8 protein-coding genes and 1 pseudogene are annotated in these 15003 nt (G+C 64.2%); all 9 read right to left on the minus strand.

Annotated elements, in window-relative coordinates:
- Positions 1–35: 35 nt before the first annotated feature.
- Positions 36–1850, minus strand: a complete 1815-nt coding sequence (gene kefC / locus ACRHIG_RS01510) for a glutathione-regulated potassium-efflux system protein KefC (RefSeq protein ID WP_489629171.1) — start codon at positions 1848–1850, stop codon at positions 36–38.
- 84 nt (positions 1851–1934) lie between these two features.
- Positions 1935–2519, minus strand: coding sequence for an SRPBCC family protein (locus tag ACRHIG_RS01515; RefSeq protein ID WP_475415900.1), 585 nt, complete (start codon positions 2517–2519; stop codon positions 1935–1937).
- Positions 2516–3100, minus strand: coding sequence for a dual specificity protein phosphatase family protein (locus ACRHIG_RS01520; protein ID WP_489629172.1), 585 nt, complete (start codon positions 3098–3100; stop codon positions 2516–2518). Before ACRHIG_RS01520 ends, ACRHIG_RS01515 begins: the two co-directional genes overlap by 4 nt.
- Positions 3097–3579 (minus strand): hypothetical protein, encoded by a 483-nt coding sequence (locus ACRHIG_RS01525; protein ID WP_489629173.1) that lies wholly within the window; start codon positions 3577–3579, stop codon positions 3097–3099. The genes ACRHIG_RS01520 and ACRHIG_RS01525 overlap by 4 nt, the downstream gene beginning before the upstream one ends.
- Positions 3576–4655 carry an MGDG synthase family glycosyltransferase gene (locus tag ACRHIG_RS01530; protein WP_489629174.1) on the minus strand — a complete coding sequence of 360 codons (1080 nt, stop codon included), beginning with the start codon at positions 4653–4655 and terminating at the stop codon, positions 3576–3578. Before ACRHIG_RS01530 ends, ACRHIG_RS01525 begins: the two co-directional genes overlap by 4 nt.
- A gap of 156 nt (positions 4656–4811) precedes the next feature.
- Positions 4812–6587 (minus strand): M14 family metallopeptidase, encoded by a 1776-nt coding sequence (locus tag ACRHIG_RS01535; RefSeq protein ID WP_489629175.1) that lies wholly within the window; start codon positions 6585–6587, stop codon positions 4812–4814.
- 125 nt (positions 6588–6712) lie between these two features.
- Complete coding sequence (locus tag ACRHIG_RS01540; protein ID WP_475415895.1) at positions 6713–9436, minus strand: TonB-dependent receptor plug domain-containing protein; 2724 nt, start codon at positions 9434–9436, stop codon at positions 6713–6715.
- Positions 9437–9597: 161 nt separating this feature from the next.
- Entirely contained in the window at positions 9598–11049 is a 1452-nt protein-coding gene (locus ACRHIG_RS01545; RefSeq protein WP_475415894.1) for a S41 family peptidase, read from the minus strand.
- A 167-nt stretch (positions 11050–11216) separates the two neighbouring features.
- Positions 11217–14809, minus strand: a pseudogene (locus tag ACRHIG_RS01550) (indolepyruvate ferredoxin oxidoreductase family protein).
- Positions 14810–15003: the final 194 nt, after the last annotated feature.

The following is a 15003-nucleotide window of genomic DNA, read 5'->3' on the forward strand; positions in this document are numbered from 1 at the left end:
GCGCCAACAATGTTGTCGGATTACGCGCTTGCGCGCTAATCCGACCTACCATTTTCTGCTTGCTCCGAGGCAAACGCCGCCGCATCGCTCTCGAACATGTCTTCCAGCTCCTCGCGCGCCTGGCGCGTGAGGGACATGACTTTTTGCTGGTCCTGGAAGTGCGGTGCCACTTCCAGCAAGGTCTTGAGGTTATGCCGGCCGAAGATGCCGGCCGCGCGCTGCGCGCGCTCCGCGCTGAAGCCCACCTGCTGCAAGGTCTGTTCACCCAGCAGCAGCGCCGCGGCAAACGTCTCGCGCTCGATCAGGGTCACGCCCCGCTTCATCAATTCATAGTAATGCGTGACGTTGCGCGCGCGCGCCAGTATCGTCAGCTCGGGCAGGCGCAGGCGCACGGCGTCGACCAGGGCCAGGCTGTCGTCCACATTGTCGATGGCGATCACCAGGGCCTTCGCCTTCTCGATGCCGGCCGCCACCAGCAGGTCCACGCGCGTGGCATCGCCATAAAACACCTTGAAGCCGAACTTGCGCAGCAGCTCGATCTGGTCCGGGTCGTGGTCGAGCACCGTCACGCCGATCTTGTTGGCCGCCAGCAGGCGGCCGATGATCTGGCCGAAGCGGCCGAAGCCGGCGATGACGATGGGGTTGTCCTGCGCCTCGATATGGTCGTCGGGACGGCGCTTCTTGTCGCCCTGCAGGCGCGGCGCGACGAATTTGTCGTGCGCCAGCAGCAGCAAGGGCGTGGCCACCATCGACAGGGTCACCACCACGACCAGCAGCGCGGCCGTCTGCGGCGCAAACACATGCGCGGCCTCGGCGGCGGCAAACACGACGAAGGCGAATTCGCCCCCTTGCGACAGCAGCAGCGCAAAGAACAGCTGCTGGCCGCGGGGAATGTCGACAAACTTCGACAGCAGGTACAGCAAGGCGATCTTCACCAGCAGCAGGCCCGCCACCAGGGCCAGGATCAGCCGCGGCTGGGCGCGCAGCACGCCGAAATCGACGGACATGCCCACGGCGATGAAGAACAGGCCCAGCAACAAGCCCTTGAACGGTTCCAGGTCGGAAATGAGCTCATGCCGGTATTCGGAATCGGCCAGCAGCACGCCCGCCATGAAGGTGCCCAGCGCCATCGACAGGCCCACCGATTCCATCAGCACGCAGATGGCGATCACCAGCAGCAGGGCAAACGCCGTGAAGATTTCGCGCAAGTCCGTCCTGGCGATGAAGCGCAGGATGGGGTTGACGAGAAAGCGCCCGCCGATCACCAGGGCGGCCAGCACGGCGGCCAGCTTGGCCACGCGCAGCCAGCCCGGTTCACCGCTGTGCGTGACCAGGCCACCGAGCAGCGGCACCAGCGCGATCATGGGAATGGCGGCGATATCCTGGAACAGCAAGATGGAAAAGCCGGCGGAACCGGCCGGCGTACTCATCAGCTTGCGTTCGCCCAGGGTGGCCAGCACGATGGCCGTCGACGACAGCGACAGCCCCAGCGCACCGACCAGCGCCGTGCGCCAGTCCACGCCGAAGGCCATGGCCACGGCGCACAAGCCCGCGCTGACGACGCCCACCTGCGCCCCGCCCCAGCCGAAGATGGGACGGCGCAGCAGCCACAATCGTTTGGGTTCCAGCTCCAGGCCGATCAGGAACAGCAGCAGCACCACGCCGAATTCGGAAAAGCTGAGGATCACCTCGACATTCTTGATCAGGCCCAATCCCCACGGTCCGATGACGACGCCGGCCACCAGGTAGCCCAGCACGGCACCCATGCCCAGGCGCTTGGCCAGCGGCACCATGATGATGGCGGCGACCAGGTAAAAGAGTATGTTGATGAGAAAGCTGTGGTGTTCCATGCGGATTCCGGGCGGATGTGTGGATGAAACGACATCATGCCTGAAGTGGCGCGCCGGCGTGAAGTGGCTGCCGCGCCACGCCGGCTATTTGCGCGCGGCCACCCGCGCCCGCAGCGCGTCGAACATTGTCGGGATGCTGTCGCGGCTCATACTGTCGACGATCCAGCCCAGGCCCATCGGCACGGGGCCCGGATCCGTGTACACCTGGTACCTGACGGCGGCAGCGCCCGCATCGAGCGGATCCGGCGACAGCTGCCAGTAGCCGCTGGTGTCGGCGATGGTATCCTCCACCTTCAGTCCCTCCATCGGCACCAGCTTCCAGGCCAGGCTGCAGCTGGCGTCGAGCACCTTGGGCGTCATTCTCAGGCGGTACTGCTTGATTTTCCCCATCGGCAGCTTGAGCGTGACGTCGACCAGCGACACGCCGCCGCCGGCGGCCGTCACCTTGATCTTCTCCACGTTCGGCATGAACTGCGGATAGCCGGCGAAATCCTGGATGGCCGCACAGACGGTGGCCACGCTGGCCGGCATGCTGGTCGTGGCGGCAAAGGTCTTGCCGGGCATGCCGGCTTTGCTGACATCGCGCACATCGAGCGCAGGCGTGGCCGCCAGGGTGACCAGCGGATAACAGGCGGAACAGGCGGCCAGTGCGAACAGCAGGGTCTTCATGGTTTTTCCTGTTCGATCTGCGCGCGCAGCGCCGCCACGTCGACGCGCTTGAGGTAGCTTTCGATATTCTTCCACACGGCGTGATAGCCGTAACCGCCATTTTTCAGCTCGTCGATCGCCTTCTCGCGCGGCCAGCCCTGGTACAGCATGCGGTACATGGCGGCCATCATGCCCGTGCGGTCGGCGCCGTGCAGGCAATGCAGCAGCACGGGGCCCTGCTGCTCGGCGGCGCGGATTCTGCGCATGGTCTCGATCACATGCTTGTCGCGGATGGCCCAGGTATTGATGGGAATGCGGATGGCGCGGATGCCGCTGCCATCGAGCACCTGCGTGTCGGAGTGGAAGGAACGCAGGCTGATCACCGTCTTCACGCCCAGCGCCTGCAATTGCGCCACGTCGGCGCTGTCGAGCTTTGCGCTGCGGAACAGGACGGGGGTGACCTGGTGCAGGTTGGACACGTGCGGCAGCGGCGTCGCCCATTCGGTATTGCGCTCGGGCGCCACGGGCGCCTGCGCGCCGGCGGAACCGGCCGCCAGGGCCAGGAATAACAGCAAAAGATGCGGCAAGGGCGATAAGGTCATGACTTCCTCTTGTATGAAAACCACAGCAGCACGCCAGCCAGCAGCAGCGATACCCAGTAGTCGGTCGGCGCCCACCACAGCCAGTGCTTGTGCCAGGCGATGTGGGCCGGATTGAAGTGCGCCACGCCATAGGCGGGATTGAGCACGAACCACAGATAATCCTCGATGATCCAGAACAGCATGATGCAGCCGATGGCGCGGCACTCGAGGCGCAGCGACCATTGCGCCAGGAAGAGCATGGGGAAATGGAAGAACAGGGCAATAAAGGGAAAGACCCAGGCATGGTAGCCCGTCATCGGCCGGCCGCCCCAGAAGATATCGAGCAGCCAGTGGCTTTCGATGCGCCAGGTGGGCAGGTTGGCGGCCCAGCCGGCCGCGCCTTCGATCTGGATTTCCACCTGCGCAAAAAACAGTCCCAGCAGGGCCACCCAGGCCAGCGTCAGGGCGATCTGCCAGGGTTTTGCCACGACGCCCGTCACGCCAGCACCTGCGCCAGCACGTCGCTGGCGGCGCGCGGGCGGCCCAGCGCCAGCGCTTTCGCCCGCATGGCTTGCAACTGCTCCGGATGATCGAGCAACAGGCGCACGCGGTATTCCAGGGTGACGGCATCGAATGCCTTCAGGGCCACGCCCTGCTCCAGCAGATAGTCGGCATTGCGCTCTTCCTGGCCCGGAATCGGCGAGTTGACGATCATGGGCAAGCCCAGGGCCAGGCATTCCGAGGTGGTCAGCCCGCCCGGCTTGGTGATCACCAGGTCGGCGCACGCCATCAGGCGCTCGACTTCGCTGGTAAAGCCTTGCGCCAGCAGGCGGCCCGGATAGCGGCCGGCCAGTGCTTGCAGCGCCGCCAGCGCGGCGGCGTTTTTCCCCGCCAGCACGATCAGCTGGAAGTCGCCATCCAGCGCCAGCAGGCGCGCGGCGATGGTATCGAGGCTGCCCAGTCCCGCCCCGCCGCCCATCAGCAGGATCGTCGTGCGCCGCGGGTCGAGGCCAAACGCCTGCGCGCACCGCGCGCGGTCGGGCGCCTGCGCAAAGGCGGGCATGATGGGGATGCCCGTCACGTGGATGCGTTCGGCGGGAATGCCTTCGTGGCGCATGCGGAACGCCACTTCGTCGGTAGCGGCGAAATAGCCCTGCATCTGCTCATGCACCCACATGCGGTGCAAGTCGAAATCGGTAACCTGCACCCACACGGGGCAAGCCAGCTGCCCCTGGCGCAGCGCGCGCGACAGCAGTTCGGCCGGCAGGAAATGCGTGCAGATGATCGCATCGGGCTGGAAGGCGGCGATCTGCGCCATCAGCGCGCGCGTGTTGAGGCGCTCGACGGCGCGGCGCAGGCGCTGCATCGAACTGTCGCGCGGCGCATCGTGGGTGGCGTGGTACAGATAGCCCCACAGCGCGGGCGCCTTGTTGACCAGCTTGATATAAAAATCCGTGTACAGCTTGCGGAATGCGGGCGTGACGAAATCCATCACGTCGAGATGGCTGGCCAGCGCCGCAGGGCCGGCGCCGTCATCGCGCCCCGCGTATGCCTCGATGGCTTGCGCTGCGCGCATATGGCCGGCGCCGGCCGAGACGCTCAGGAGAAGAATTTTTTCGGTGTTTGCTGCGGCATGCGCTGGTGCTCCACTGGAAGCCCTGATCGGGAAAACAGGCACAATAGCATTTTCCGCGCCGCGCACATTGCAAATTAGCAAGGCACGCGGCTTCCCTTACTTCAGCGCCGGCGCGGCATCCGTGCGCAGCACCGGGTACAGATTCAGCCGCTCGTCCCACGAAGCGTGGCGGCGGGCGAAGAATTCCAGGCGCGCGGCCGGGCTTTTTGCAAACGCGGGGTCGCTGGCCAGCTTTTCGTGGAACTGCGCCGCCAGCGCCGGATCGGCCGCCAGCTGGGCGCGCGCCACGTCTTCGGCCACGTATTCTTCCATGTATTCCTTGCGCTCGAAGGCCGTATTGAAACTGCCCCAGGCCAGCAGGGAATCGGGCGCGCGCGGCTCGAGCAGGGCCACGACCAGGCGCGCCTTGGCCTGGTTGACGGGCACGTACAGCGCGCCCGCGCCGACCACGCGCGCCTCTTTCTGCCACTCACCCTGCACGGCCGCCGTCTGGCGGCCCTCGAACGACTGCGCGCCGAATTTCACCTGCGTGGCGCGGAAGGTTTCGACGGGCAGCGTGCCGGGCGCTGTGGCCAGCACCTGATACGACACGCCATGCTGGCGCAGCTTGGCCGCCACCATCTGCGCCTGCGCGGCGGGCACCAGGTAGCCGGCCTTGGGCGCGGCCAGCTGCAGGTCGGGCACGATCTCGTCGCGCAGCGGCACGTTCCAGATCTGCGGCGTGGTTTCGTCGTAGCGCGTCATCAGCGCGCCCGATACCTCGGACGGCGTGCGCGTGTAGGCGTAGCCGCGAAACGCGATCATGCGGCTCTTGTCCGTCGTTTTATACGTGAGCGGCAAGGTGGTGCCGGCCAGCCGCGCGGCGCGCGCGTCCGCCTCGAGCGCTGTTTGCCGCCACTGCGCGCCATGCTGCGCCACTTGCGACAGCAGCGAGACGATGGTGTTGCGCGTGATGCGCACGCGGGTCGGATAGTCCTTCCACGAATGGGTTTCCACCAGCATGCCGAAGCGGTTGCGCAGCAGGAAATAGCCATGCGAGAAGCGCGGGTTCGGCGCCGAATCGACAAAACCCGATTGCGGATTGTCGTTCTCGGCAAACGAAATATAGAACGGCTTCGGGTCGGAGCCCTGCCTGGCCAGGTCGGCCAGGACCTGATCGCGCAAGGCCGTGCCGGCCACGCGCAGCGCGGCGTCGCCCGCATGCACGGGTTCGACCTGGATCGAGATATCGGGTTCGAACTGGGCGCCGTCCGTCACGTGCAGGTCGACATAGGCCAGCGGATCCCAGGCGTTCACCAGTGCCAGCATGTGCTGCATCTCGGGCGTATCGGCCTTCATGTATTCGCGGTTCAGATTGTAGTTTTGCGCCGTGCTGCGCCAGCCCATTTCCACGGGGCCGCGCTGGTTCGGACGGTTCCACTGGCCGAAGCGCTCATGGCCGTCGACGTTGAAGACGGGCACGAACAGCAGCACCTGCTTGTCCAGCGCGCCGGGCGCCGCCCTGCCCTCCAATACTTCGCGCAGCGCCAGGAAGCCCGCATCCTTGCCGTCAATTTCGCCGGCATGGATGCCGCCCTGCACCAGCAGAACGGGCAGCTGGCGGTGCGCCGCCTCGGCCGGCGTCAGCGCGCCCGTATTGCTGACGGCCAGCGCCAGCATGGGGCGGTTCTCCGGCGTGCGGCCAAATTCGATGCAGCGCACCTGCTTCGGATAGCGCGCCTGGAACTGGCGGCACAGGGCTTCCACTTCCGCATAGCGGCCCGTCTGCTGGAAGGCGGAACGCTCGGCCACCGTCGTCAGGGCGGGAGCGGCGTGCGCGCTGGCGGCAGACACGGTGAACAGGGCGGTGGACAGCAAGGCGTGGCGTAGCATGGGTCAGACTCCATCGAGAGAGGACAAGCGGGCAATTATAGAGGGGCGGTCGGCTAAAAACGCAGCGGAAAATAAAAAAGCCGGAACAGCGTCAGCTGCTCCGGCCTTGCTCTGGCGAGCGTGAATTATGAACCGAAGTGGTAGTTGAATTCGACCCATCCCTGGCGTCCCTGCGGGCTGTAGCTGCCCACCGGATAGTACGGCCAGCCGCCGCTGTCGTCGCGCTTGATCTTGTCGAACACGTTGTTGACGATCAGCGACAAGGTGGCGCGGTCGTTGATGCGGTACACGGTGCTGATGTTGGCCAGCGCCGTCGGCGTCAGGTAGCCGGTACCGGCGGCGTTCGGGATCTTGCTGTAGCGGCTGACCAGCAGGGTGTTCGACCAGTCGCCAGCGCTCCAGTTCACGCTCAGGTTCAGCTTGTCGCGCCAGTCGGAATTGTTCAGCGATTTGAGCTCGTCGATCTCTTCGTCACCGGCAAATTGCTGCGATTTATTGCTCAGCACCTTGGCGTAATTGGCCTTGAAGGCAAAGCGGCCATAGTCCGTCGTGCGCAGCAAATACTTGACGCTGATGTCGATGCCGCTGCTGCTCTGCTTGGCCGCGTTGATCGGATTGACGGTGATGGTCTTGATCTCGCCGGCGCGGTTCAAGGCATTGGCCGCGAAACGCTCGACGCGGCCCAGGGTATCGGCGCAGGTGGGCGAATTGATGTCGAGCTTGCCCAGGCGGCAATCGGCTTCGTCGCGCAGGATCTTGTCGGCGCTCAGGTTCGTCACCAGGTCGTCGATCTTGATGTTCCAGTAATCGACGGAGACGTCGAAATTGGCACTTGGCGACCAGACGGCGCCCACGCCGAACGACTTGCCTTTTTCAGACTGCAGGTCGCGGCTGCCATTCTGCACATAATCGGCGCCCGGCGACTTGTTTGCAAATTCGCAGTTGTCGATGCTCTGGCCCGTGGCGCCGCAGCGGTAGTAATCGGTGGTGCTCGAGTAGTAACCGGTGCCGCGCGCCTTGTAGATGTAGTTCATGTCCGGCGCGCGGAAGCTGGTGGCGTAGTTGGCGCGGAACAGCAGCTCCGGCGCGGGACGCAGTTCCAGGCCGCCGTTATAGGTGAACTTGCCGTCATGGCGGCCGGCAAAGCTGTAGCGGTCGTAGCGGCCGGCCAGGGTGCCGGTCAGCTTTTCATGCAGCGGCAGATTCACTTCCGCCCCCAGCGCATAGCGGGTGCGCGTGCCGGCCGTGATGTCGGACTTGGTGGCGACGTTGAAGTAGCCTTCGTTCAGGCGCGCGTCGGGCACGTTGCTGAAGCCCTGCTTGCCCACTTCGGCGATGGTGGCGATCTTTGCCGCGCCAGCGGGCAGCTGGAACAGGTCGCCGTTGGTGGCCAGGCTCAGGGTATTCGTCCAGGCCTTGTCGTCGCTGTCGGAATTGCCCGTGATGCTGTCGAATTCGGCCGCCGTCACGCGGCGCGACAGGCGGGCCGGATCCGGTGCGTAGACCGGCACGCCGGCGGCATCGGTGCCCAGTTTCGGACCCAGGAAGAAGCTGTCGATATTGGCCAGCGCACGCGGCGTGTGGCTTTCGCTCTTGTACACCGAGGCGTTGTAGTTCGCCTCATATTGCCACGACGACGTGCCGGGAAGGCGGCCCTTGGCGCCCAGCGAGATGGCCGTGGCCAGGTCGTCCCACTTGCGGTTGTAGCGCTCCACGCCGCCCATTTCCTCGGGCGAGATGTAACGCGTCCACGCTTCGTAGCGATCGGTATTCTGGTTGCGGAAATAGCTGCTGCCCGTCGACGACGACGTCCACGTCGGGCCGCGCGTATTGTTCTCGGTCGAGTTCTTGCCGATCAGGAAGTCGGCGAACAAGGTCGTTTCCGGTGACAGCTCATAGTTGGCGCTGCCGAACACGTTCTGGCTGCGGTTCTTGGTTTGCGTGGTCCAGTAAGTGGGGCCCACTTTCGGGCTGGCGCAATAGCTGCCGTTCTTCGCCTGATACTTGACGGTGCTGCCGCCGAACAGGTCGCCGAACTGCGTGCAGGTGTCGCCCAGGTCCACGTAGGTGCCGGAAGTACCCGCCTTTACCACGCGACGCGACGCGATATTCGTCGGCGTGCCCGAGCGGGTGGCCATGAAGTCGCGCTGCAGGCTCGACAGCGGATCGCGCTGGCTCAGCTCCACACTGAACAAGGTATGCAGCTTGTCGAAATTGCCGCCGCCCGTCAGCTGCACGCGCTGGTTGCCTGCGCCGCCGCGCGTGGTGCCGCCCGCCTTGACGTTGATATCGAAACCTTCCGTCTGCTTTTTCAGGATGACGTTGACCACGCCGGCGATCGCGTCGGAACCATAGATGGCCGAGGCGCCGCCGTTGAGGATCTCGATGCGGTCGACGATGCTCGACGGGATATTCGCCAGGTTGGTGAAGTTGACCGTGCCTTCGTAGGCGACGGGGAAGTCGGCCAGGCGGCGGCCATTGAGCAGGATCAGGGTATGGTTCGGACCGAGGCCGCGCAGGCTGATGGTATTGGCCGATGGCGTGAACGTGTTGCCGAAGTCCTCGCCTTGCGTAAAGCCGCTGTTCTGTACCTGGTTGGTCAGCGCATCGAAGACGTTCTTGTACCCTTGCTTGGTGATTTCATCGCCCGTCAGGATGGTGACGGACGATGGTCCCTCCAGGCTGGCGCGGGGAATCCGCGAACCGGTGACCACGACGGCTGGCGGGGTGGCCGCCGGCTGCTGATCCGCCGCGGGCGCGTGCGTCTGCGCGTGCGCCTGCCATGCGGAACCGCCGAGGATGGCCAGTACGGCTACGGTGAGCGGTGGCAACTTGAATTGTATAGGCATCTTTACGCTTCTCAAGGTTAGGGAGAAGGCGAAAGATATCAAGATGCCAGCAATTACAGAACGAATGGATTCATCTTTCTATATATCATAATTGTTATATAGAAATATTTATGAGAAGAAAGATGCCCCACCCTCATCCAGGAAGGGGGCAACATGGGGCTTTATCGGTTCAACACAGCAATTTCCTTGTAGGCCGGGCGCAACAGCCGCGCGGCCGTGTCGGCGGGGCTCTCCATCGAACTCAACAGCCTGATCGCGCCCGTGGCCGGGGTACAGCTGCCGCTGCCGCGGTAGCGCAGCGCCGCCGCCAGCATGGCTTCGGCAGGATCGCCCAGCGCGTGCTGATAATCGTCCGTCACGTCGCAGGTCGGCGCCATGCCATCGGCAAAGTCGCCAAAGCCCTTGGCGTTGACACCCTGGAACTGCACGGCGAAATACGTGGTGCCGCAATTCGGCGTGGGATAGAAACCATACGGCTTGCCGCACGTCGTGCCGCCGATCAGGCTGACCTGCACGTCGACGCCGCGCAAGCCGTTGATGATGGCTTCGCTGGCCGAACAGGTATTGCCCGTCGTCAGCAAGGTCACGCGCTTGAGGCCCAGCGAAGGCAAAGGCGTGCCCTTGGGCAAGGGATTCGGCCCGGCAAAGCCCTGGCTTTGCGTGTGGAATGGCACGGGCGCTTCCGGCCGCGTCTTGTCATTGGCCAGCACCTGCTGGAAGGTCTTGCCGGTGGTGACTTGCGGACCGGCAATCATGTAGGCAATCTCGCTGGCGACATCGAGGTAGCCGCCGCCGTTGTAGCGCACGTCAAGCACCAGGTCGCTGATGCCGGCCGCCTGGAAGCGGCGCATGGTCTCGACCAGCTGGCGTTCGGCCACGTTGTTGTGGGTGTTGAAGGTCAGGTAGCCCACCTTGCCCGTGGGCGTGTCGATGATGCGCTCGTTTTGCACGGCGCTGGTGCTCACTTCCACCGCCTGCAGGTTCGCGGAGATGGGCGAGCCATTGCGGCTGAACGCCAGCGTGTGCGCGCCTTGCGCTGCAGGAAACAGGCCGGCGTTAATGATCTTCACGCTGGCAGCGTCAGGGGCATTGACGAAATCGGTGCCATCGACGGTTTGCAGTTCATCGCCGCGCCGCAAGCCCGCCAGGTCGGCTGGCGAGCCTGGCTCGACGATCGTCACCACGGCCTTGCGCGGCGGCGTGGTGCGCGTCAGCGCCAGCAGCATGCCGTAGCCCAGTTCCACGCCATTGAGCGAGGCTTCCCATTCGGCCGTCGTGTAGGTGAAATGGAAGCGGTCCTTGGGCTTGCCGGACGCCGTCGTGGCCGTTGTTTTCAGCACGTCGAAATACGCGATCGGCGTGGCGAAGCTTTGCGGCAGGTAGGTGGTCGGCACTTCGCGGTACCACAGATACGTTTCATCGATCCAGCTGCGCACCCACGTCAGTTCATCGAGCAAGGTGCCCGGCTTGTCGATGCCGCTGCCGCTGCGCGGCGCCTCGCAGCGGTTCGCCACCGTGGACGAGGCGACCAGCGCCGTCGGGCCCGTCGGCGTCACGGGCGGGACGACGGATGCGCTGTCGCTGCCGCCGCCTCCGCCGCAGGCACTCAACACACATACGAAGGAAACAGCGAGGGAGCCAAGTCGCAGGGCATGCATGAGAAACTTTCTATAGAGAAATTATCGAAAAATTATAATGCGTTTTGCCAGCAAGCGTTGTTTTCTTTGACACAAAAAATGGCGCCCGCAGGCGCCATTGCTACAGCGAGGCGTTCACCCCATCACACGGTGGCCGCCACGGGCGCCGCCACGACGGGCGGCAGCGGCGTGGGCGCGTTGAAGGCGATCAGCAGACTCGCTTCCTTCTCTTTCGCCGCCTTCAGATGACGCTCCTTCACGTGGCCATAGCCGCGGATGTCTTCCGGAATACTGGCGATCGCCACGGCTTGCGCCAGCTTGGCCGTCGTCAGCTTCGGCAGCAGGCCGCCCACCGTCGCGCGGTATTCAAGAATCAGCGCGCGCTCCATCTTGCGCTCGGCCGTATGGCCGAACACGTCGAAGGCCGTGCCGCGCAAGCCCTTGAACTTGGCCAGCACGCCGAACGCCTTCATCATCCACGGGCCGAATTCCTTCTTGATCAAGTGGCCCTGGGCATCCGTTTTCGCCATGATGGGCGGCGCCAGATGGAACTTGAGCTTGATGTCGCCTTCGAACATGGACGCGATCTTCGCCTGGAAGGCGCCGTCCGTGTACAGGCGCGCCACTTCGTACTCGTCCTTGTAGGCCATCAGCTTGTAGAAGTAGCGTGCCACGGCTTCCGTCAGGCGCAAGTGCGGGCCGTTCAGGGCGCTTTCGGCGGCGCGCACCTGGCCGACGAAGTCCAGGTATTGCTGCGCATATGCCCGGTCCTGGTAGGCCGTCAGCAGGGCGACGCGCTTTTCGATGATGTCGTCGAGCGTGTCGATGCGCTTGAATTCCACCACCTTGGCTGGTGTCGTCATGCGCACCAGGCTGGCCGCGTCATGCGCGCCCGCGCGGCCCCAGTTGAAGGCCGCCTTGTTGAACGCCACCGAGACGTTGTTCAAGTCGATGGCCTTCATGATGGCCGCTTCGCTCAATGGCACCTTGCCCTTTTGCCAGGCGTAGCCGAGCATGAACATATTCGTCGCGATGGAGTCGCCCATCAGCGCCGTGGCGATCTGGCCCGCGTCGATGAAGTCGACGTGGTCGCTGCCGCACGCCTTTTCGATTTCCATGCGCGCGGAAGCACCGGGGAATTGCCAGTCCGGGTTCTTCACGAAAGCGGCCGTCGACGAGCTGGTCGAGTTGATCATGGCCCAGCTGCGTCCCTCTCCCATGCGCGACAGGGCATCGCGGCTGGCCGTGACGATCAGGTCGCAGCCGATCACGAGGTCGGCCGCACCGGTGCCGACGCGCGTCGAGTGGATGTCTTCCTGGCGGTCCGCCAGACGCACGTGCGACATGACCGGGCCGCCCTTTTGCGCCAGGCCGCTCATGTCCAGCACGGAACAGCCCTTGCCTTCCACGTGGGCCGCCATGGCCAGGATCTGGCCGACGGTGACGACGCCCGTGCCGCCGATGCCGGTGACGAGGATGCCGAACGGCTCGGCAGTCGATGGAATCATCGGTGTCGGCAAGGCCGGCGCGGCTGGCGCATCCTTGTCGGCGGCAGCCGCCTTCTTCGGCTTTTTCAGGCCGCCGCCTTCCACCGTGACGAAACTGGGGCAGAAACCCGTCGTGCACGAAAAATCCTTGTTGCAGGACGACTGGTTGATCTGGCGCTTGCGCCCCAGTTCCGTTTCCAGCGGTTCCACCGACAGGCAGTTCGATTGCACGGAACAGTCGCCGCAGCCTTCGCAGACGGCTTCGTTGATCACGGCGCGCTTGGCCGGGTCCGGGTATTCATTGCGTTTCCGGCGGCGGCGTTTTCCGAGGCGCAGGTCTGGTCGTAGATCATGGCCGACACGCCGGGCATGTCGCGCAGTTCGCGCTGCACGTCCATCAGTTCCGAACGGTGGCGCACGGTGACGCCTTCCGCCCAGGCGTAATCGTCCGGGTATTTTTCCGGTTCATCCGTGACGACGATGATCGGGCCCACGCCTTCGGCAGCGATCTGGCGCGAAATGATGGCCGGAGACAAAGGCCCGTCGAATTCCTGGCCGCCCGTCATGGCCACCGCATCGTTGAACAGGATTTTATAGGTGATGTTCACCTTGGCCGAAACGGCCGCGCGGATGGCCAGGATGCCCGAGTGGAAATACGTGCCGTCGCCGAGGTTGGTAAACACGTGCTTTTCATTCGTGAACGGCGCCTGCCCCACCCAGGTGACGCCTTCTGCGCCCATGTGGGTAAACGTCGACGTTTCGCGGTCCATCCACAGCACCATGTAGTGGCAGCCGATGCCGGCCAGCGCGCGCGAGCCTTCCGGCACTTTCGTGGAACTGTTGTGCGGGCAGCCGGAGCAGAAGAACGGCGTGCGGTCCTTTTGCGGATCGGGTTTCACGCTGATGGCCTTGAGGACGTTTTCCTTCGCTTCCAGGTAGGCGATGCGTTCCTTCACGCGCTGCTCGACGGGGTGGCCCGCGTAGTAGCGCGAAATACGGCTGGCGATGGCGCGGGCGATCATGGCCGGGTTCAGTTCATACGTGGCCGGCAGCAGCCAGTCGCCGTGACCGGTGCCCTTCTGGTTGCTCCACTCGCCCGTGTCGTCGAACTTGCCGACCACGCGCGGACGCTCGCCGTCTTTGAGGTTGTAGAGTTCTTCCTTCAGCGCGTATTCGAGGATTTGCCGCTTTTCTTCCACCACGAGGATTTCATCGAGGCCCTTGGCGAATTCGTGCACGCCGTCCGCTTCCAGCGGCCAGGTCATGCCGATCTTGTACAGGCGGATGCCGATGTCGGACGCCGTCTGCTCGTCGATGCCCAGGTCGGCCAGCGCCTGGCGCGTGTCCAGGTAGGATTTGCCGGCCGTGATGATGCCGATGCGCGCCTTCGGGCTGTCCCAGATGATTTTATTGAGCTTGTTGGCACGCGCATATGCCAGCGCCGCATACCATTTGTAGCTGTTCATGCGCACTTCTTGTTCCAGCACCGTGTCGGGCCAGCGGATGTTCAAGCCGCCGGCCGGCATCTCGAAGTCGGTCGGCAGGGTGATCTGTACGCGGTCCGGGTCGAAATCGACGGCGGCGCCCGACTCGATGATGTCGGTCACGCATTTCATCGACACCCACAAGCCCGTGTAGCGGCTCATGGCCCATGCATGCAAGCCGTAATCGATGTATTCCTGCACCGACGACGGGTACAGCACGGGGATGCCGCAGGCATTCAGGATATGGTCGGACTGGTGCGCCGTGGACGAGGATTTCGCCGCATGGTCGTCGCCGGCCAGCACCAGCACGCCGCCGTGCTTGGCGGAACCGGCATTATTCGCGTGCTTGAAGACGTCGCCGCAGCGGTCGACGCCGGGGCCCTTGCCGTACCACATGCCGAACACGCCGTCGTATTTCGCGTCTTCGAACAGATTCGTTTGCTGCGTGCCCCAGACGGCCGTAGCGGCCAGGTCTTCGTTCAGGCCCGGGTGGAATTTGACGTGGTGTTCATCGAGGTATTTCTTGGCCTTGATCGCCGTCATGTCGACGGACGTCACAGGCGAACCGCGGTAGCCGGTGATGTAGCCGGCCGTATTCAAGCCGGCCTTGAGGTCGCGCTCGCGCTGCAGCATGGGCAGGCGGATCAACGCTTGCGTGCCCGTCATGAAGGCGCGGCCACGCTCCAAGGTGTATTTGTCGTTCAGGGAAATTTCGGACGCGTGCGCGCCCGGCTCAAGACTCGAGCCCTTGATTGGTGCATTCATTACTTGTCTCCATTATTCTCTGTGCTACGCGTGCAAAGTCGGTTGAACTCACACGTACCGGCCGCGCTTTGTGAGCATGCCGGTGCGGAAAAATGACTTGTTTGTCGTAGACTACCACAGGAAGGCGCGCAGTTCTTTGCTGCGCTGCACTCCCGGGCCGGTACTTTTTTACTACTATTTGTTACAAAGCAACA

The sequence above is a fragment of the Janthinobacterium sp. C22 genome, assembly GCF_057919405.1.

Excerpts from the sequence above, each read along its gene's own strand:
- kefC (WP_489629171.1), bottom strand. The coding sequence starts at position 1,850 with ATGGAACACCACAGCTTTCTCATCAACATACTCTTTTACCTGGTCGCC.
- ACRHIG_RS01515 (WP_475415900.1), bottom strand. The coding sequence starts at position 2,519 with ATGAAGACCCTGCTGTTCGCACTGGCCGCCTGTTCCGCCTGTTATCCG.
- ACRHIG_RS01520 (WP_489629172.1), bottom strand. The coding sequence starts at position 3,100 with ATGACCTTATCGCCCTTGCCGCATCTTTTGCTGTTATTCCTGGCCCTG.
- ACRHIG_RS01530 (WP_489629174.1), bottom strand. The coding sequence starts at position 4,655 with ATGCGCGCAGCGCAAGCCATCGAGGCATACGCGGGGCGCGATGACGGC.
- ACRHIG_RS01535 (WP_489629175.1), bottom strand. The coding sequence starts at position 6,587 with ATGCTACGCCACGCCTTGCTGTCCACCGCCCTGTTCACCGTGTCTGCC.
- ACRHIG_RS01540 (WP_475415895.1), bottom strand. The coding sequence starts at position 9,436 with ATGCCTATACAATTCAAGTTGCCACCGCTCACCGTAGCCGTACTGGCC.